Source organism: Burkholderia sp. PAMC 28687, from assembly GCF_001577465.1.
Taxonomy (GTDB): domain Bacteria; phylum Pseudomonadota; class Gammaproteobacteria; order Burkholderiales; family Burkholderiaceae; genus Caballeronia.
In genome coordinates this window covers 1,221,304-1,241,020 of sequence record NZ_CP014505.1, presented here as the reverse complement: position 1 = coordinate 1,241,020, position 19,717 = coordinate 1,221,304, and the positions used below count along the sequence as shown (strand labels likewise).

General features: G+C 61.7%; 15 protein-coding genes. 7 read left to right on the top strand and 8 right to left on the bottom strand.

Annotated elements, in window-relative coordinates:
- Positions 1–118: 118 nt before the first annotated feature.
- Positions 119–3,634: a chromosome segregation protein SMC gene (smc, locus tag AX768_RS05700; protein ID WP_062000808.1), complete on the bottom strand. Its 3,516-nt coding sequence runs from the start codon at positions 3,632–3,634 to the stop codon at positions 119–121.
- Between the two features lie 381 nt (positions 3,635–4,015).
- Here smc and dapC point away from each other — a divergent pair, with 381 nt between their 5' ends.
- From dapC to cls, 6 genes are all read left to right on the top strand, one after another.
- Positions 4,016–5,227, top strand: a complete 1,212-nt coding sequence (gene dapC, locus AX768_RS05695; RefSeq protein WP_061999143.1) for a succinyldiaminopimelate transaminase — start codon at positions 4,016–4,018, stop codon at positions 5,225–5,227.
- Between the two features lie 39 nt (positions 5,228–5,266).
- Positions 5,267–6,094 (top strand): 2,3,4,5-tetrahydropyridine-2,6-dicarboxylate N-succinyltransferase, encoded by an 828-nt coding sequence (dapD, locus tag AX768_RS05690; RefSeq protein ID WP_061999142.1) that lies wholly within the window; start codon positions 5,267–5,269, stop codon positions 6,092–6,094.
- Positions 6,095–6,097: 3 nt separating this feature from the next.
- Entirely contained in the window at positions 6,098–6,460 is a 363-nt protein-coding gene (locus AX768_RS05685) for an ArsC family reductase (RefSeq protein ID WP_061999141.1), read from the top strand.
- Positions 6,461–6,574: 114 nt separating this feature from the next.
- On the top strand, positions 6,575–7,714 hold the full coding sequence (gene dapE / locus AX768_RS05680) for a succinyl-diaminopimelate desuccinylase (RefSeq protein WP_061999140.1): 1,140 nt from the start codon (positions 6,575–6,577) through the stop codon (positions 7,712–7,714).
- Positions 7,715–7,742: 28 nt separating this feature from the next.
- The gene (gene prmB, locus AX768_RS05675; protein ID WP_061999139.1) at positions 7,743–8,627 is read left to right on the top strand and encodes a 50S ribosomal protein L3 N(5)-glutamine methyltransferase; all 885 of its coding nucleotides are present in this window, start codon (positions 7,743–7,745) and stop codon (positions 8,625–8,627) included.
- Positions 8,628–8,682: 55 nt separating this feature from the next.
- Positions 8,683–10,146, top strand: coding sequence for a cardiolipin synthase (gene cls / locus AX768_RS05670; protein ID WP_172811924.1), 1,464 nt, complete (start codon positions 8,683–8,685; stop codon positions 10,144–10,146).
- 7 nt (positions 10,147–10,153) lie between these two features.
- Here the strand turns inward: cls and AX768_RS05665 are convergent, their stop codons facing one another.
- The 4 genes from AX768_RS05665 to AX768_RS05650 all read right to left on the bottom strand — a co-directional run bounded on the left by AX768_RS05665 (position 10,154) and on the right by AX768_RS05650 (position 14,314).
- Positions 10,154–11,080, bottom strand: a complete 927-nt coding sequence (locus tag AX768_RS05665) for a dihydrodipicolinate synthase family protein (protein ID WP_231941329.1) — start codon at positions 11,078–11,080, stop codon at positions 10,154–10,156.
- 25 nt (positions 11,081–11,105) lie between these two features.
- Positions 11,106–12,818, bottom strand: a complete 1,713-nt coding sequence (locus AX768_RS05660; RefSeq protein ID WP_061999138.1) for an IlvD/Edd family dehydratase — start codon at positions 12,816–12,818, stop codon at positions 11,106–11,108.
- A gap of 24 nt (positions 12,819–12,842) precedes the next feature.
- A complete protein-coding gene (locus AX768_RS05655; RefSeq protein ID WP_061999137.1) occupies positions 12,843–13,586 on the bottom strand; it encodes a FadR/GntR family transcriptional regulator in 744 nt (247 codons plus the stop codon).
- Between the two features lie 248 nt (positions 13,587–13,834).
- Entirely contained in the window at positions 13,835–14,314 is a 480-nt protein-coding gene (locus tag AX768_RS05650; RefSeq protein ID WP_061999136.1) for a glutathione peroxidase, read from the bottom strand.
- 156 nt (positions 14,315–14,470) lie between these two features.
- On the opposite strand from AX768_RS05650, the gene AX768_RS05645 reads away from it, so the two are divergent.
- Positions 14,471–16,405: an ATP-binding cassette domain-containing protein gene (locus AX768_RS05645; RefSeq protein WP_061999135.1), complete on the top strand. Its 1,935-nt coding sequence runs from the start codon at positions 14,471–14,473 to the stop codon at positions 16,403–16,405.
- Positions 16,406–16,421: 16 nt separating this feature from the next.
- Here AX768_RS05645 and AX768_RS05640 read toward each other — a convergent pair whose 3' ends face one another.
- From AX768_RS05640 to alr, 3 genes are all read right to left on the bottom strand, one after another.
- Complete coding sequence (locus AX768_RS05640) at positions 16,422–16,733, bottom strand: DUF2866 domain-containing protein (protein WP_372237100.1); 312 nt, start codon at positions 16,731–16,733, stop codon at positions 16,422–16,424.
- Positions 16,734–16,828: 95 nt separating this feature from the next.
- Positions 16,829–18,217: a DNA repair protein RadA gene (gene radA / locus AX768_RS05635; RefSeq protein ID WP_061999134.1), complete on the bottom strand. Its 1,389-nt coding sequence runs from the start codon at positions 18,215–18,217 to the stop codon at positions 16,829–16,831.
- Positions 18,218–18,258: 41 nt separating this feature from the next.
- The gene (gene alr, locus AX768_RS05630; protein ID WP_061999133.1) at positions 18,259–19,329 is read right to left on the bottom strand and encodes an alanine racemase; all 1,071 of its coding nucleotides are present in this window, start codon (positions 19,327–19,329) and stop codon (positions 18,259–18,261) included.
- Between the last annotated feature and the right edge of the window lie 388 nt (positions 19,330–19,717).

The window sequence follows — 19,717 nt, the reverse complement described above, 5'->3', positions numbered from 1 at the left end:
CACAAATCGAACCCCGTTCGCCACTCCGCGCCTGACGCGCCAGAACCGGCCTGCCGGACCGGTTCTTCACTCTGTCTTGATCGCCCGAAGTGCATCAATCCGCGCTCCGGCGAAACGTTCATGCATTCTGGGCGAAACCCGCCGCAGATTCCATATCCACGGCAACAATCCGCGATACACCCTGTTCCTGCATCGTCACGCCGATCAGTTGCTGCGCCATTTCCATTGCGATCTTGTTGTGCGAGATGAAGAGGAACTGCGTCTTCTCCGACATCGCCCGGACGAGGTTCGCGAAGCGTTCCGTGTTGGCATCGTCGAGTGGCGCATCGACTTCGTCCAGCAAGCAGAACGGCGCCGGATTCAACTGGAACATGGCGAACACGAGCGCGGTCGCCGTCAGCGCCTTTTCACCGCCCGAAAGCAGGTGGATGGTCGAATTCTTCTTGCCGGGCGGCTGTGCGAGAACCTGCACGCCGGCATCGAGAATTTCATCGCCCGTCATGACGAGCTTCGCCTGACCGCCACCGAAGAGACGCGGGAACAGCTCGCCGAAATGACGGTTGACCTCGTCGAACGTGCCTTGCAACAATGAGCGCGTTTCCTGGTCGATCTTGTGGATCGCGTCTTCCAGCGTGCCGATGGCGTCGTTCAGATCCGCCGATTGCGAATCGAGGAACGACTTGCGCTCGCTCGCCGCCGCGAGTTCGTCGAGCGCCGCCATGTTGACCGCGCCAAGCGCCGCGATCGCGTTATTCAGACGCGTGACTTCGCCTTGCAGGTACGAAGGCTTCATGTCCGGCGTGAGCTTGGCCTGCAGATCGGCTTCGTCCACGCCGGCGGCCGCCAGTTGCTCGACGAACTGCTCGCCGCTGATGCGCGCGGCCTGCTCTTTCAACTGCAACTCGCTGATCTTGTCGCGCAGCGGCTGCAACGAACGCTCGGCGATCAGCCGAAGCTCGTCTGCCTGACGTAGACGCGCGGTGAGATCGTCCAGTTCGATACGCGTTGACTGCAGCGCCTCTTCCCTGGCCGCGCGCAATTCGAGCGCGTCTTGCAAGCCGGTGTGCGCCGTTTGCTCGTTGATGGTTTCGAGCTCGGCACGCGCATCTTCGAGGGCGCCTGCAACACGTTCGCTCTGCTCTTTCGCTGTTTCGATATTGCGCCGATATTCCTCGATCTTCGCCGCAAGCCCGCGCGCCGCGAAGCTGGCGTCGGTAGCCGCGCGCTCCAGATCGCGCGCTTCCTGACGGGCGTTGGTCAACGCTTCGTCGAGTGCTTCAAACGCAAGCTGGTTGTCTTCGAAACGCGCCTGCAATTCAGCAAGCTCGCCGTCATGGCGCTCGAAGTTCGCTTCCGATTCGGCGCGCAAAGCGCGTTGTTCATCGATTTGCGCCGTGATTTCTGCGAGTTCTTCACGGATTTGCGTGCTGCGCTGCATGTAGCGATCGTGCGCCTGCGTGAGCTTCAGCACGTCCATTTGCAGCGCGTGCACGCGCTGGGTCGCGCGTTCAGCGGCCGAACGTGCGTCGCCGAGCGCCCCCGATGCCTGCGTGTGCGCCGCTTCCGCGCGAACGGCGGCGGCTTTGGCTTCGTCGGCGAGCAACGCCTGGGCGCGGACCTGCTTCGTCAGGTTTTCGATTTCGTGCTGGCGTGCGAGCATGCCGGCCTGCTCGGAGTCGGCCGCGTAAAGCTGCACGCCGACCCGCGTTACCACGTGCCCGGCCTTCACCACGAACGCGCCGCCATCGGGCAATTGAGCGCGCGTGGAAAGCGCCTGGGCGATGTCATCGGCGACGAACACCTGGGCCAGCCAGTCGGTCAGCACGGCCCGCAAACCCGCGTCGTCAATACGGATCAGCCCCAGGAGCGGCCGCAAACCCGCGGGCGTTTCCTGCGCTGGGCCGGCATTCGGCGGCGCGTAGAACGCGAGCTTGGCCGGCGGCGCGTCGGTGGCGAACGCCTTCACCCAATCGAGATTCGACACTTCCAGCGCCGCGATCCGTTCCCGCAGCACCGATTCCAGCGCCGTTTCCCAGCCGGCTTCCACATGCAGCTTCTTCCAAAGACGCGGCAGCGAACCGAGTTCGTGCTTGTCGAGCCACGGCTGGATCTTGCCCTCGGTCTGGACGTTTTCCTGCAACTGCCTGAGCGCCGCGAGCCGCGCTTCGAGCTGGTGAATCTGGGCGCTTTCGGCTTGCACTTTCTCCTGCGCGGCCCGCCGTTCACCGTCCAGACGCGGGACCATGTCCTGTGCATCGGCGAGACGCGCTTGGGCCTCTGCGAGGATTTCCTCGTGCTCGGCCATTTGCATGCGCAACTCTTCGAGCTGCGCTTCGTCGGGCGCATCCAGGCCGCCCGCTTCGCTTTTCAGGCGTTCGTGGCGCTGCTGCAATTGCTGCAGTTGCTGGTCGGCATTGCGCTGATGCGCGGCCTCCAGCTTCAACGCCTGCTCCGTGCGCGCAATGGTCGCGCGTTCGTCGTTCAATCCGGTCTGTGCATCGCGAAAACGCGCTTCGAGTGCAGGCAATTCGTCCTGTTTCGCAGCCGCCGTTTCCTGCGCGATGGCCGCCTTTTCCTCGCCGACAGCCAGTGCTTCTTCAGCGTCGTCGATCTCGCCACGCGCTTTCCCGGCCTGCATCTGCCATTGCTCGCGCTGCGCGGTCAACGCGGCGATCTGCGCCTGCACGCGATTACGCGATTCGACGATAAAGCGAATTTCCGCCTCGAGCTTGCTGACTTCGGCATTCGCTTCGTAGAGCGCGCCCTGAGCGCCTTGCATGGCGTCGCTTGCGCTGTAGTGCGCCACGCGCAGCGTTTCAAGTTGTGCTTCGACTTCGCGCAGCTTCGCGGTTTGCGATTCGAGTTCGATCTGCGCGTCGCTGATTGCACGCTGCTGACGCTCGGACTCGTTGCCCGCCTCGTTCTTGCGCAAAAGCCACAAGAGCCGCTGCTTTTCCTCGCCATCGGCCTGCAAGGTCTTGTATTTCGTCGCGACGATTGCCTGCGCTTCGAGCTTCTCGAGGTTCGCGCTCAGCTCGCGCACGATATCTTCCACGCGGGTCAAGTTTTCGCGGGTGTCGTGCAAGCGGTTTTCGGTCTCGCGCCGGCGCTCCTTGTACTTCGATACCCCCGCGGCCTCTTCCAGGAACACGCGCAGTTCTTCGGGCTTCGCCTCGATGATCCGCGCGATCATGCCCTGCCCGATGATCGCGTACGCACGCGGCCCAAGGCCCGTACCCAGGAAAATGTCCTGGATATCGCGGCGGCGGGCGGGCAGGTTGTTGATGTAGTAGCTGGAGGTACCGTCGCGCGTGAGTACGCGCTTGACGGCGATTTCGGCGTAGGTGCCCCACTGCCCGGCGGCGCGGCCGTCGGCGTTATCGAAGATCAGTTCGACGCTGGCCCGGCTGCCCGGCTTGCGCGCGGTGGAACCGTTGAAGATCACGTCCTGCATCGACTCGCCGCGCAGCTCGGAGGCGCGCGATTCGCCGAGCACCCAGCGCACGGCGTCGATGATGTTGGACTTGCCGCAGCCATTCGGGCCGACCACGCCGACAAGCTGGCCTGGGACCTGGAAATGGGTGGGATCGACGAAGGACTTGAAGCCAGCGAGTTTTATCGAGGTCAGACGCACGGCGATATCGCTGATTGAAATGAATGCTGGAAACGGGCCGGCGAACCTCGTGTGCACGCATGTCCGTGCAGCGGAGGGCGTAAGACGCCGGTCGAAAACGCTCGGGCGGCGCGGGCTGGACCCTTGATCAAGACACTGCCCGGCGAACGATGACAATCATACCATCGCGCGGAATGATTTCTTTTCGCTCAAGGCGGACGCTTTGTGTATGTCTTTTATCGGCAATCGACCAGGCAGGTCAGCGGGCGTGTTTCTATTCCGAATGGCCCCGCCATTGAAGTTGCAGGGCCGCCGGGAAAGCGCCCCGGGATATAATCGCAGCCTTGTTGTCTCACTGTCAGCCGCGACCTGACGCATGAACCCCAGGGCATCGACCAAGCCGTGAATCCACTTCTACAGAAACTTCAGCCGTATCCGTTCGAAAAGCTGCGCGCGCTGTTCAAGGGCGTCACGCCGCGGGCGGATTTCTCACCGGTCAGCTTTGGCATCGGCGAGCCGAAACATGCCACGCCCGCGCTGATCCGCGAAGCTGTTGTCAATGCCATGGCGGGGCTGGCTTCCTATCCGGCCACCGCCGGGAGCGAGCCGTTGCGGCAGGCGATTGCGGAATGGACCAGGCAACGTTACTTGCTTCCCGCTGTCAGCGCCGCCACCGAGGTGCTGCCGGTTTCCGGTTCACGGGAGGCCCTGTTTTCGCTGGCTCAGACGGTGATCGACAGCCGTAGCGCCGCCGAACCGCCGGTCGTGGTGTGCCCGAATCCGTTTTATCAAATCTACGAAGGCGCGGCGTTGCTGGCCGGCGCCGAGCCGTATTTCGTAAACAGCGATCCGGCGCGCAATTTCGCCTGCGATTACTCGGCCGTACCGGACGCCATCTGGGCGCGCACGCAGTTGCTTTTCGTCTGCTCGCCGGGCAACCCGACTGGCGCCGTGCTCACACTCGACGACTGGCGCGAACTGTTCGCGTTGTCGGATCGCCATGGCTTCGTGATCGCATCCGACGAATGCTATTCCGAGATCTATTTCGACGAAGCCGCCCCGCCGCTTGGCGGCCTGGAAGCGGCGCACAAGCTCGGGCGCGGGTTTGAGCGCCTGGTAATGTTGTCGAGCCTGTCCAAGCGTTCGAACGTGCCCGGCATGCGCTCGGGCTTTGTCGCCGGCGACGCGGCCATCCTCAAGCAATTCCTGCTCTATCGCACGTATCACGGCGCCGCGCTCTCGCCCATGTTCCAGGCAGCGAGCGTCGTCGCGTGGAAAGACGAGGCGCACGTTCGCGAAAACCGCGCGCTCTACCTGAAGAAATTCACGACGGTGACGCCCATGCTCGCCGAGGTGCTTGACGTGCGCCTGCCCGACGCCGCGTTCTACCTTTGGGCGAACGTAGCGCGCACCGGCCTCTCGGACACCGAGTTCGCCGCACGCCTTTACGCCGACTATAATGTGACGGTTTTGCCGGGCTCGTTCCTGGCACGCGATGCCCACGGCACGAATCCCGGCAGCGGTTTTATCCGCATTGCGCTGGTCGCGGATGTCGACGAATGCGTGGAAGGCGCACAGCGAATCGTGGATTTCTGCCGCTCGCTGGACCGCTAGATCCCTCCTTAATCTCAGCACTCACTTTAAGTCACGACCATGTCGCAACAACTTCAGCAGATCATCGATACCGCCTGGGAAAACCGCGCCGAGCTGTCGCCGAAAGCGGCGCCCGCCGAGGTACGCGACGCCGTCGCTCACGCAATCGAGCAACTCGACAAAGGCGCACTGCGCGTCGCCGAAAAGCAGAACGGCGAATGGTTGGTCAATCAATGGCTGAAGAAAGCGGTGCTGCTGTCGTTCCGTCTCGAAGACAATGCGCCGATGCCCGCCGGCGGTTACAGCCAGTTCTATGACAAGGTGCCGTCGAAATTCGCCAACTACACCGCTGAAGATTTCGCAGCGGGCGGTTTTCGCGTCGTCCCGCCTGCCATTGCGCGCCGCGGTTCGTTCATCGCGAAGAACGTGGTGCTGATGCCGTCATACACGAACATTGGCGCGTATGTGGATGAAGGCACGATGGTCGATACCTGGGCCACGGTCGGTTCATGCGCGCAGATCGGCAAGAATGTGCACTTGTCGGGCGGCGTGGGGATTGGCGGCGTGCTGGAACCGCTGCAGGCAAACCCCGTGATCATCGAAGACAACTGCTTTATCGGCGCGCGTTCGGAAGTGGTGGAAGGCGTGATCGTCGAAGAAAATTCGGTCATTTCCATGGGCGTGTATCTCGGCCAGAGCACGAAGATCTATGACCGCGAAACCGGTTCGGTGACGTACGGCCGCATTCCGGCAGGTTCGGTGGTCGTTGCGGGCAATCTGCCTTCAAAGGACGGTTCGCACAGCCTGTACTGCGCGGTGATCGTGAAGAAGGTCGATGCGAAGACGCGCGCCAAGGTTGGTCTGAACGAGTTGCTGCGAGGCGATTGATCCATGGCCGCGAAAAAGATCGTCGTGTATGGGATTCCGAATTGCGACACCGTGAAAAAAGCGCGCGTGTGGCTGGAAGAACATGACGTGCCGTTCGAATTCCACGACTTCAAGAAGGCCGGTGTATCGACGGCGTTGTTGCAGGACTGGTTGAAGGACGTCACGCTCGACGAACTGATCAACCGTCGCGGCACGACATGGCGCGGCTTGTCGGATACGTACAAGGACGAAGCCGGATCGACCGCCGGCGCGATTGCATTGATGATCCACAAGCCGTCGATCATCAAGCGGCCCGTGCTGGTCGTGAACGGCCGCGTGAAGTCGCTCGGGTTCGACGCCGAAAAGTACCAAACGCTGTTTGTTTGAAGTTTCGGCTTTGCATGCAGCATCGCGCGCCATCGTAGCGCGCGTGAATCCTGCGTGAATAATCATCCATGCCGGCCGCCGCGCCGGCATTTTTATTGAAAGTGGCTCGAAACCATGTCCGGCACCCTTCTTCTTTCCGAACAACTCATCGCGCGTCCGTCCGTCACGCCGGACGATCAACACTGCCAGAACGTGCTGATCGAGCGTTTGTCGGCGGTTGGTTTCGAATGCGAGACCATCGAGTCGGGCGGCGTCACGAACCTGTGGGCCGTCAAACGCGGCACGGATGGCACTGACGGCAAGCTGCTTGCGTTCGCCGGCCACACGGACGTGGTGCCGACCGGGCCGCTTGAGCAATGGACATCGCCGCCGTTCGAGCCGACACACCGCGACGGCAAACTGTACGGCCGCGGCGCGGCAGACATGAAAACGTCGATCGCGGCGTTCGTGGTGTCGAGCGAGGAGTTTGTCGCGGCGCATCCCGCGCATCGCGGCTCGATCGCATTCCTGATCACGAGCGACGAAGAAGGTCCCGCGACCGACGGCACCGTGAAGGTGATCGAAGCGCTGAAAGCACGCGGCGAGCGGCTGGATTACTGCATCGTCGGCGAGCCGACATCCAGCGCCACGCTTGGCGACATGGTCAAGAATGGCCGCCGCGGCTCGATGTCCGGCAAGTTGGTCGTGAAAGGCGTGCAGGGTCACATTGCGTATCCGCATCTCGCGAAGAACCCGATCCATTTGCTTGCACCGGCGTTGGCCGAACTCGTCCAGACGCATTGGGACGACGGCAACGAATATTTCCCGCCGACCACGTGGCAGGTCTCCAACCTGCATGGCGGCACGGGCGCGACCAACGTGATCCCGGGTCACATCGAGTTGATGTTCAATTTCCGCTTCTCCACGGCGAGCACGGTGGAAGGCTTGCAAAGCCGCGTCCACGCGATCCTCGACCAACACGCGCTCAACTACGACCTCGCATGGAGCGTCAGCGGCCTGCCGTTCCTCACGCCGCGCGGCACGTTGTCGGGCGCGCTGGAGCAGGCCATTCTCGATGAAACCGGCGTTCGCACCGAACTCTCGACCACCGGCGGCACGTCGGACGGCCGCTTTATCGCGCAGATCTGCGAGCAAGTCGTCGAATTCGGACCGCCCAACGGAAGCATTCACAAGATCGACGAGCATGTCGAGATCGCGTTCATCGATCCGTTGAAAAACGTGTACCGGCGCGTGCTCGAAACCTTGCTCGCCTGATCCAAACCACTCTTTAAAGGAGCCTGCGATGGCGCTTCCCTTCACCACCGTACGCGATCTGCTGCGCTTTGCCGTCTCGCGATTCACCGAGGCAAAGCTGTCGTTCGGGCACGGTTCATCGAATGCATTCGATGAAGCCGCGTACCTCGTCCTGCACACCTTGCACTTGCCGCTCGACACGCTCGACCCGTTTCTCGACGCCCGTCTGCTCGACACCGAAATCGACGCCATCATGAAAGTGATCGAGCGGCGCGCGAAAGATCGCGTGCCCGCGGCGTACATCACGAACGAGGCGTGGATGCACGGGCATCGTTTTTACGTCGACGAACGCGTGATCGTGCCGCGGTCGTTCATTGGCGAATTGTTGCAGGACGGCTTGCAGCCGTACGTGCAGGACCCCGACGAAGTCTCGCGCGTGCTCGAACTCTGCACCGGCTCGGGCTGTCTCGCGATTCTCGCGGCGCAGGCGTTCCAGAATGCGGATATCGATGCCGTCGACATCTCCGCGCCAGCGCTGGAAGTCGCGCACCAGAACGTGGACGACTACGACCTGGATTCGCGCATCGCCCTGTACGAAGGCGACTTGTTCGCGCCGCTGCCCGGCGGCCGTTATGAGGTCATCATCACGAACCCGCCCTACGTCAACGCGCTCGCCATGCAGTCGTTGCCGGCCGAGTACCGTCATGAGCCTGAACTGGCGCTTGCCGGCGGCGCGGACGGCATGGATATCGTGAAGCGGATCATTGGCGAAGCGCGCAAATGGCTGACCGAGGACGGCGTGCTCGTGATCGAGATCGGCAACGAACGTGCGAACGTGGAAGCGACGCTCGGCGGACTGGACATGGTCTGGCTTTCGACCAGTGCCGGCGACGACAACGTGTTCCTCATCCAGGCCGCCGACCTGCCGGCCTGATGTCCACCGCAGGACTCCAGCACCACTAGAGCACGCTCACGGGCCGACCGCGCACATGCATATTGAATGGCAGGACTGGCTGCATCTAGGCACGTTTGTCATCATCGCCCACTTGCTCGGCGTGATGGCCGCGTGCCATGCGGTGCTCAACACGCGCACGTCACAGGGCGCGGTTGCGTGGGCAGTGTCGCTCGTCGCCATGCCGTACTTCACGCTCATCCCGTATCTGTTCCTTGGGCGCAGCAAGTTCGCGGGGTATATCGACGCAAGGCGCCTCGAGAACGAAATCCTGCGCAAAAGCGCGCATCCGACCGAATGGAATTTCCCCGATGAAGCCGCCCGCCTTCGCGGCGTGGCGCCCGGCGATCCCGCCGAATATCTTGGACACCCGACTATTCGCGCGCTCACGCGTCTGAGCGGAATGCCGTTCTTGCGCGGCAATTCGGTACGCGTGCTGATCAACGGCACCACGACTTTCGATGCAATTTTCGAAGCCATTGAAAAAGCAAAGACTTATGTGATCGTGCAGTTTTTCATCGTTCGCGCCGATGAACTCGGGCTGAAGCTGAAAGACCTGTTGATCAGGAAAGCACAAGAAGGCGTGCGGGTTTATTTCCTGTACGACAGCATCGGCAGTTTCGATTTGCCGCATCGCTACGTGAACGCGCTTCGCGCCGGCGGCGTGCAGACGCATCCGTTCGCGACCAAGCGGAAATTCGTCAATCGCTTTCAGATCAACTTTCGCAATCATCGAAAGATCGTCGTGGTGGACGGCGAACGCGCGTTTGTCGGCGGGCACAACGTTGGCGTGGAATATCTGGGCGGCAATCCGCGCTTGTCGCCATGGCGCGATACACACATTGAAGTGCGCGGGCCGGCGGTCGCGAGCATCCAGTTCGTGTTCATTGAAGACTGGTATTGGGCGACGCAGCGCATCCCGGAAGTCGAGGCATCGAAGGTCTCTGAAAAAGACATGAGCTGTCTCGTGCTCGCAAGCGGTCCCGCCGACCGGCAGGAAACGTGTTCGCTGTTTTTTGTCGAAGCCATCAACGCGGCGCGTTCGCGCATATGGATCACGACGCCCTATCTCATCCCCGACGAAGCCGTGTTCTCCGCGTTACGCCTTGCCGTGCTGCGCGGCGTGGACGTGCGCATCCTGATTCCGAGCCGGCGCGATCATCGGGTGGTGTTTGCCGCGTCAAAGTTGTATGCCTACGATGCGTTGCTCGCCGGCGTGCGGATCTTCCGTTACCGGCCGGGCTTTTTGCATCAGAAAGTGGTGCTGGTCGACGACATGTCGGCGGCGATCGGCAGCGCGAACCTGGATAACCGCTCGTTCCGCCTGAACTTCGAAATCATGGTGCTGACGGTGGACCAGAGCTTTGCCGCCGAAGTCGAAAAGATGCTGCTCGACGACTTCGCGCAATCGTGGGAAATCAGCCGCGACGATTACCTTGGTGCGCCCCCTCTGCGGCGCATGGCCATGCATGTCGCGCGGCTTTTTTCGCCCATTCTTTAGGCTGGCATTATCCCGCGTAGGGCCCAAGGCTGTCGGCAAAGCGCCGTGCACAATCGAGGCCGAAGGCCGTAGGCGCCATACCGCGATCGTGACTGACCTCAAACCCCATTCGCCATGCCGCAATGCGCTTGCCGTAACACGTTAGGGCATCGAGCGACTGCATCACGAAAACGATCGCCGGCAATACATCTTCGTAAAGCTGCTGCGCCTCAGCCGGATCGCGCTCGTAAGCCTGGAAAATGCTCACCTGATGATCGAAGCTGTCCGGCGCCACGATCATTCCAGCGCAGCCGGAGCGCAGGTTATCCAGCAACTCCTGTCCGCCGCGCCCGTTGAACACAGGCATGGCGCTGCCGGACCTGCGCAAGCATTCGATCGTGGCGTGCAGCACCGTCGCCGCGCCCTCGCCTTTCAACCACCGGAAGTTCGGACATTGCCGCGCAAGTTCCGCGATCGATTCCGGCGACAAACCCACGCCAAGATACTCCGGCGCATTCTGGATACCCGCACCGGCGGTATTGTTCAAACCGCTCATGACCGAAGCGAAGAAGTCGAAATAGAATCGCTCGGGCTGGGTGCGAGCCGACGGCGGTTGCAAGACCAGCCATTGCGCACCATGCGCGATGGCCCAGTTGCCAAACTCGATCTGCGTCTCAGGGGTCTCGCCTGTGACCGTCACGGCGAGCGGCACGCGCGAAGCGATGTCCTGATGCGCCCAATCCACGATCTGCTCGCGTTCGCTACGAGACAACCGCTGCACTTCGGTCGCGAGACCCAGCACCACGATGCCAGGCGCGCCCGCCGCGATGGTCCGCTCGATCTGAGTGCGCATTGCGTTGCGGTCGAGCTGGTTGCTGTGATCGAAATAAGCGTAGAGGACCGGCCATATGCCGGCCGGCGAGTTCGCAGGCAGTGTTGCGCGGGTCAATTCCATATGCGTGACTCCTTAAGGCTGTGGTTCAATGCGAGTCACGCGGCACGGGCGCGCCGCTTGCCCCGACCAGGAAATCGAGGTCCGCGCCCTGATCCGCCTGCAGCACATGATCGACGTAAAGTTTCACGTATCCACGCAGCGGAGATGCCGGTTTCCGCCACGCCGCCCGCCGCCGTTCGAGTTCTTCATCCGAAACCTCCAGGTGCAGCCGCCGCGCTTTGACATCGAGCTCGATCATGTCGCCGGTCCGCACGAACGCCAACGGACCTCCGGCAGCCGCTTCCGGCGACACATGGAGCACGACCGCGCCGTATGCAGTGCCGCTCATCCGGCCATCGGAGATGCGCACCATGTCGGTGATGCCCTTTTGAAGCACCTTTTTCGGCAGCGGCATATTGCCGACTTCGGCAAATCCCGGATAACCCTTCGGCCCCGCGCCCTTCAAGACCATCACGCAGTGCTCGTCGATATCGAGCGCTTCGTCGTCCACTTTCGCGTGCAGTTCTTCCACGTTCTCGAACACGATCGCCCGGCCACGATGCTTGAGCAAATGAGGCGTCGCCGCCGACGGCTTGATCACTGCGCCGTTTGGTGCGAGGTTTCCCTTCAGCACGGCAATGCCCGCTTTCTGCTTGAACGGCGCGGCGAACCGCGTGATGACCTTCTCGTCATCATTGCGGGCGTTCGAGACGTTGTCCCAGATCGTCTTGCCGTTCACCGTAAGCGCGTCCTTGTGCAGCAAACCGTGTTCGCCCAGTTCCCTCAGGACGGCCGGCAAGCCGCCTGCATAGTAGAAGTCCTCCATCAGAAATTCGCCCGATGGCTGCAGGTTCACGAGGCATGGCACATCCGAACCGAGCTCCCAGTCCTCCAGCGTCAACGGCACACCAATGCGCTTTGCGAGCGCAATCAAATGCACCACGGCGTTGGTCGAGCCACCAATCGCCGCGTTCACGCGAATCGCGTTTTCAAATGCTTCGCGTGTAAGGATCCGGTCCATCGTCAAGTCCTCGCGGACCATATCGACGATTCGCCGTCCCGCCATGTGCGCGAGCACCTGACGCCGGGCATCGACGGCAGGAATCGCCGCGTTGTGCGGCAGGCCCATGCCGAGCGATTCGACCATCGACGCCATCGTGGACGCCGTGCCCATGGTCATGCAATGGCCGCGCGAGCGGTTCATGCAGGACTCCGCTTCCGTGAATTCCTCCTGCGTCATCGTGCCCGCACGCACCTCTTCCGACATCTGCCATACGCCGGTTCCCGAACCAATCGGCTTGCCGCGATACCGGCCGTTGAGCATCGGTCCGCCGGAGACTGCGAGCGCCGGCAAATTGCAGGACGCCGCGCCCATCAGAAGCGCCGGCGTGGTCTTGTCGCAGCCCACGAGGAGGATCACGCCATCGAGCGGATTGCCGCGGATCGATTCCTCGACGTCCATTGAAGCGAGGTTGCGAAACAGCATTGCCGTGGGACGAAGGTTGGATTCGCCGAGCGACATCACGGGAAATTCGAGCGGCAATCCCCCGGCTTCGCGCACGCCACGCTTCACGTATTCGGCAAGTTCTCGAAAATGCGCGTTGCAGGGCGTCAACTCGGACCACGTGTTGCATATGCCGATGACAGGCCGTCCGTCGAAATTGTCGTGCGGGATGCCCTGGTTCTTCATCCACGAACGGTGAATGAAACCGTCTTTCCCGTGCGTGCCAAACCATTGTTGCGATCGAAGTTTGCGCATGATGTGTCTTGTTGAGGTTTAAGGTCACCGACCCGAAAGCACGCCGTCTTGCTCCAGCGCGTCGAAGTCACGCCGCGTTGTGAGCAGCAGTCGCGTCATGGCCGCGTGTGCTTCGGCAGGATCGCGCCGGCGAATTGCCTCGAACACAGCACGATGCTGTTCCAGTGACGCCTGCGCCGACAGCGCGTGTTCTCCAGTAAGGCGAATCCCTGCACCCAGCGCCGCGCGGACCGTGCCGATCAATTGCGCGAACACCCAGTTGCCGGCCGCCGCAATGACGCCCGCATGAAACGCGACGTCTCCTGCGGCCCACAGCGCTCCGCGCGCACCATCCGCTTCGCTCGCCATCGCGGTCAACGCCTCTTCGATACAGGCGATATCGGCCGGCAAGGCCCGTTGCGCCGCCAACTCTGCCGCGCGTGGCTCGATCAACAGCCGCGCTTCCACCAAAGACTGGAAGAACGCGGCGTCGGTGACGCGCAACACTGCCAGGTCGAGCACGGATTCATCCAGCAGCTTCCAGTTATCGCGAGGAAGAACTGTCGCGCCTTTGCGCCGCCGGCTTTCGATCAATCCGAGCGATGCCAGTTTTTGCATCGCCTCCCGGGCTGCCGTACGGCTCACACCATGCGCGGCGGCAAGTTCATTCTCGTTTGGCAAGCTCGATCCGACCGGAAGGACGCCAGAAAGGATTGCATCCGCGAGATGGATGACGATCGCCTCGTGCAGCTTCGTCATGGTCGGCGCGGCCGCCGATTCGGGTTTCATCGAAGAACTCGCTCAAGGTCAGTGGAATAAATCATACATAATTTAGCCTCAAGAAATTGTTATGTATGACATATTTCCACAATCAGCAGCACTTAACACGTCCAGCGCGATGGTTCGGATGTGACGAGGGAATCCCGACGCATGCACGGGTTCCGATCAATCTGCCGTTACTCGGAAAGCGCCGCCCGGACGGGCGTCGCCATGGAAAGAGGATGCGGTCGAATCGAAGTGTTCGACCGTACCCATGCTTAAAGCAGCTTTTCGATATCTCTGGACAGAGCATCAGGCTTCGTCACCGATCCGAACCGGTTGGTCACGTTGCCTTCCTTATCGACGAGAAACTTCGTGAAGTTCCACTTGATGCCCTCGGTTCCGAGCACACCCGGTGCTTCTTCAGTCAGATACCGAAACAGCGGATGCGCGTTCGCGCCGTTCACATCGACCTTGGCGAACATGGGAAACGTGACGCCGTAATTCTTCTCGCAGAAGCTGCCGATCTGCGCGGCGTCGCCCGGTTCCTGCTTCCCGAACTGATTGCACGGGAAACCCAGTACCGCGAAACCGCGGTCTTTATACCGGTCGTAGATTTCCTGCAAACCCTTGTACTGCGGGGTGAATCCGCACTCGCTCGCGGTATTCACGATCAACAGCACCTTGCCCTGGTATTGCTCCAGACTGGCTGTCTCGCCGCCCAGGGTTTCCGCCGAAAACGAGTAGATAGGGTTCATTCGAGTCTCCGCTTGAAAAAATCCAGTCTAAGCGAAACGCCAGGCAAAGAACATTCGGCCGAACGGCCAGCGAGGCACCGGACATGAATGAGCACGCGTCGAGCGCCAGCGGCAGTCTAAAATAGCGTTTTCCCGTACTCGCCTGGGTCTCACGCCGTGATTCGCTTCAATCAGTTCAGCCTTGCCCGCGGCACGAAACCGCTCTTCGAACAGACCACGTTCACGCTCAATCCTGGCGAAAAGGCGGGGCTTGTCGGTGCAAACGGCGCAGGCAAATCCACGCTGTTTTCCGTGCTGCGCGGCGACCTGCACGCAGACGGCGGTGATTTTTCCATGCCACCGTCATGGCAAATCGCGCACGTCGCGCAGGATACGCCGGCGGTGGACCGCACCGCGCTCGATTACACGCTCGACGGAGACACGCAGCTTCGCAGCATCGAAGCGCGGATCGCGGCGGCTTCAGCCGCTCACGACGGCGCCGCGGAAGGCGAAGCGCACGCCGCGTTCGCCGATGCCGACGGTTACACCGCGCCCGCCCGCGCCGAGACACTGCTGATTGGCCTGGGCTTCACGCTCGCGCAGACGAAGGATCCGGTCACGAGCTTCTCAGGCGGCTGGCGCATGCGCCTGAACCTTGCGCAGGCGCTGATGTGCCGCTCGGACCTGCTGCTCCTCGACGAACCCACGAACCACCTGGATCTCGATGCGATCATCTGGCTGGAAGACTGGCTGCATCAATACCCGGGGACGCTGATCGTGATTTCGCACGATCGCGAATTCCTCGATTCGGTGTGCAACGTCACGCTGCATCTGGAAAACCGGCAGATCAAGCGCTACGGCGGCAACTACAGTCAGTTCGAGATCCTCCGCGCGCAGCAAATGGCGTTGCAGCAAAGCGCATACGAGAAGCAGCAGAAGACGGTGGAGCATCTGCAGAGCTTCATCAATCGGTTCAAGGCGCAGGCGACCAAGGCGAAGCAGGCGCAAAGCCGAGTGAAAGCGCTCGAGCGCATGGAAATCATCGCGCCCGCGCATGCTTCTTCGCCGTTCACGTTCGAGTTCCGCACACCTGACTCCGCGCCCAATCCAATGATGGTGATGGAAGGCGTGCGCTGCGGGTACCACACGGAAGCGGGCGACGTGCCGATCGTGGAAGGTGTCACGCTCTCCATTCAGAACGGCCAGCGCATCGGTCTGCTGGGCGCTAACGGCCAGGGCAAATCCACGCTGATCAAGACGCTCGCCGGGACGCTGGAAGCGCTCAGCGGGACCGTGCGCGAAGGCAAGGGCTTGCGGATCGGCTATTTTGCGCAGCATCAGCTCGAAACCCTGCGTCCGGATGACTCCGCCTTGCAGCACGTCGCCCGTCTCGCGCCCGATACCCGCGAACAGGAACTGCGCGACTTCCTGGGTGGATTCAATTTCTCGGGCGAGATGGCGACCGCGAAGATCGCCCCGTTCTCCGGCGGGGAAAAAGCGCGCCTGGCACTCGCGTTGATCATCTGGCAAAAGCCGAATCTGCTTCTCCTCGATGAACCAACGAACCATCTCGACCTCGAAACACGGCACGCCCTGACCATGGCGCTGGCGCAATTCGAGGGGACGCTGATCCTGGTTTCGCACGATCGCCACTTGCTGCGCGCGACCACGGACACGTTCATGCTGGTGGCAAAACACCGCCTTCAGCCCTTTGACGGCGACCTCGACGATTATCGTGACTGGCTGCTCCAGCACGCGGCCGAGCAGCGCGCGGCCGCCAAGGATGCCGGCAGTGACAGCGCGGACGACACGCTCGATTCGGGGCAGAACCGCAAGGAACAGCGCAGGCTGGAAGCGCAAGAGCGCCAGAAACTCTCGCACTTGAAGAAACCGCTGCAGTCGCGGATTTCGAAGATCGAGAAGGAGATGGACAAGCTGAACGCCGAGAAGGCGCAACTGGATGCGTTCGTAGCCGATGCCGCGAGCTACGAGCCGTCAATGAAATCCAAGCTGACCGAGTCGATTCGCCGTCAGGCCGACGTGAACATCAAACTCGAAGCGCTGGAAGCGCAATGGCTCGAGGCACACGAAGAACTCGAGCAGATCGGCTGACTTGAGTGAGTCCAGGCTAACGCCGTGGCAAGGTTTGCCTCGGCATGCCTTCGTCGTCGTGCAGCACGTGCTTGCGGCCCTTTACGTGGCAGCGGATCGTTGCCACGACCTCGTCCTCAGTCACGTTTTCCGCCACCACGCGGCGGGAGATCTGCCCTTCCGCATCGATCCATTCGACGATTCTGCAGCCACCGCCCCACGGTTGCGGGATAGGTGCTGACACCCGGCAGCCACGCAGATGAAATGATGGGGCTGACGAAGTTTGATTTGCGTGTTTCAAGGCGTCGTCCTTTTCCGCTCGTATCGGGGTTTGTCGCGATAGAAGCATAGAAAAAGGACGCGCCACGTGGGTTACAGGGACTGCACCGATTTTTACGCCACATTACGAAAGGGCCCGATCCCGATCGCGAGTCTTTCGCAAAATCAGTCGAACGCACGCGCCCGGTCGATTGCTTCTTCGATCCGGTCCACGGCGATCACTTCCAGTCCGTCGATAGGCTGTTTCGGCGCGTTCGCCTTCGGAATCAGCGCGATCGAAAAACCGAGCTTGGCCGCTTCCTTCAGCCGGTCCTGACCACGCGGCGATGGCCGGATTTCGCCCGCAAGACCCACCTCGCCGAACACGATCAAGCCCTTGGGCAACGGCTTGTTGCGCAGGGATGACTGAATGGCCAGCAGCACGGCCAGGTCGGCGGCGGGTTCTGTGATCTTCACACCGCCGACTGCGTTCAGGAACACGTCCTGATCGAAGCAGGCAATTCCCGCATGCCGATGCAACACCGCCAGCAGCAATGCCAGCCGGTTCTGCTCCAGTCCCACGGCAAGGCGTCGCGGATTCGGCACGTGGGCGGTATCGACCAGTGCTTGTACCTCCACCAGCAGCGGCCGCGATCCCTCTTGGGTGACGAGCACGCAGGACCCCGGCACGCTCTGCTCATGCTGCGATAAAAACAGCGCCGATGGATTCGCCACGCCACGCAGACCGCGCTCGGTCATTGCGAATACACCAAGCTCGTTGACCGCGCCGAACCGGTTCTTGAACGCGCGCACGAGCCGGAACGACGAATGGGTATCGCCTTCGAAGTACAGCACGGTATCGACGATATGTTCCAGCACGCGAGGTCCGGCGAGATTGCCCTCTTTCGTCACGTGACCGACCATGATGATGGCCGTCCCGGTCTGCTTGGCGATCCGCGTCAGTTGCGCCGCGCATTCGCGCACCTGTGCAACCGATCCGGGTGCCGAAGTCAGCGCTTCGGAATAAACCGTCTGAATGGAATCGATGACCGCCACTTCCGGCCGTTCGGCATCGATGGTTGCCTGGATCCGCTCAAGCTGGATTTCCGCGAGCAGGCGCAAATCGGGCGCCGCGTTACCCGAATCGCCGAGCAAGCCGAGCCGTTGGGCGCGCAATGCGATCTGCGCGCCGGATTCTTCGCCACTGATGTAAAGCGCGGGCCGTTCACGCGCGATTTCCGCGAGCGATTGCAGCAACAGCGTCGACTTGCCGATGCCCGGATCGCCCCCGATCAACACCACGCCGCCCGCGACCAGACCGCCGCCCAGCACGCGATCGAACTCGCCGATACCCGTTGTGAAGCGCGGCACATCCGACGCTTCGATTTCCGACAAACGCTGCACAGGCGATGTCTTCGCCAGCGCCTGGAAGCGATGCGCCGACGGCGACTCCGCCACCGACTCCACCAGCGTATTCCACGCGCCGCAAGCCGGGCACTGGCCCTGCCATTTCGGCGCTTGCCCGCCGCATTCCGTGCATACGTAAAGCGTTTTAACCTTCGCTACTTTCGCCACTCGCCTTCCTGGGTTTCATCGTTACACACACAAACTTGCTGTTATTCAGCCCGCATCGGCACACGTTGCGCGACCGCGCACATCAGCTCGTAGCCGACCGTGCCGCACGCGGCGGCAACGTCATCGACAGGCAGCTTCGCACCCCACATTTCCACATGCGTTCCGATGCCGGCCGTCGGCACCGGCGTCAGGTCCACCGTGATCATGTCCATGGAGACGCGCCCGACAATGCGCGTGAGCACGCCATCCACAATGACAGGCGTGCCTTCCGGCGCGCAACGAGGATAACCGTCCGCATAACCGCACGCCACTACGCCAATGCGCATAGGCGAAGTGACGGAAAACGACGAACCATAGCCCACCGTCTGCCCTGCCGCCACGGTCTGCACGGCGATCAGTTCGGACGCGAACGTCATGGCCGGCTTCAGGCCGATATTCGCGACGTCCTCGGTCCTGCCCGACGGCGACGCGCCATACAGCATGATCCCCGGGCGCACCCAGTCGAAATGCGATCCGGCGTGCCAGAGCACGGCTGCCGAATTCGCCAGGCTGCGCGTGCCGGCAATGCCCTCGGCACCGCGCTCGAACGCTTCCATCTGATGGTCGATGCCGCGAGGACCGTCGGCATCGGAGAAATGGGTCATCAACGTGATCTGGCCGATGCCCTGCACCGCCCGCGCCCGTTCCCATGCGGCGCGAAAACGCTCGGGCGCGTAGCCCAGGCGGTTCATGCCCGTATTCATCTTCAGCTGGATATTCACCGGTTTCGACAAGCGCGCCATTTCGAGCATGCGTAACTGTTCGTCGCAATGAACGCCGGTTGTGAGGCTGTACCGGTCGATTACATCGATATCTGTCGGACGAAAAAAGCCTTCCAGCAGGAGAATCGGGCCGGCCCAGCCGAGTTCACGCAACTTGACCGCTTCCTCTAGGTCAAGAAGACCGAAACCATCGGTTGCACGCAATCCGGGGAACGCTCGCGCCAATCCGTGGCCATAAGCATTGGCCTTGACGACGGCCCATATCTTGGATTTCGGCGCATGCGCCCGTGCGATGGCCAGGTTGCTGGCGAGTGCGGCAGTGTGGACAGTAGCGGATAAGGGGCGCGGCATGGAAGGTTCGGTTGGATGAACGGGGAATTCCGCGAAAGCTGGCCGTCGTCGCGGACGGGGCATTTTCAAGGTCGGCGCGGTAACAGCGGACTGTGTTCCGATTGCGCTGGCGCGGTGGCAAACCGCCGCGCTGCGGTTGCACGAGAGACTTCGTACAGAAGACCTGTCAGCTCGCCGATGAACTTAAGACCGCGAACCCGGCACGAAATTCGAAAAGAACACATGTTTCGAATCAATACTTTATCGTCACCCTGATGCCAGCCGATGTTGCGGCACGCATGTCACATGAGCGCCAAGGGACTGTCATGGAGGTTACTGCTAGTCAGAATGCGCCTATTTTCGTGTTATAAAGCCGTGCACACAACCCATTTCAAACAGAAATTGCCTG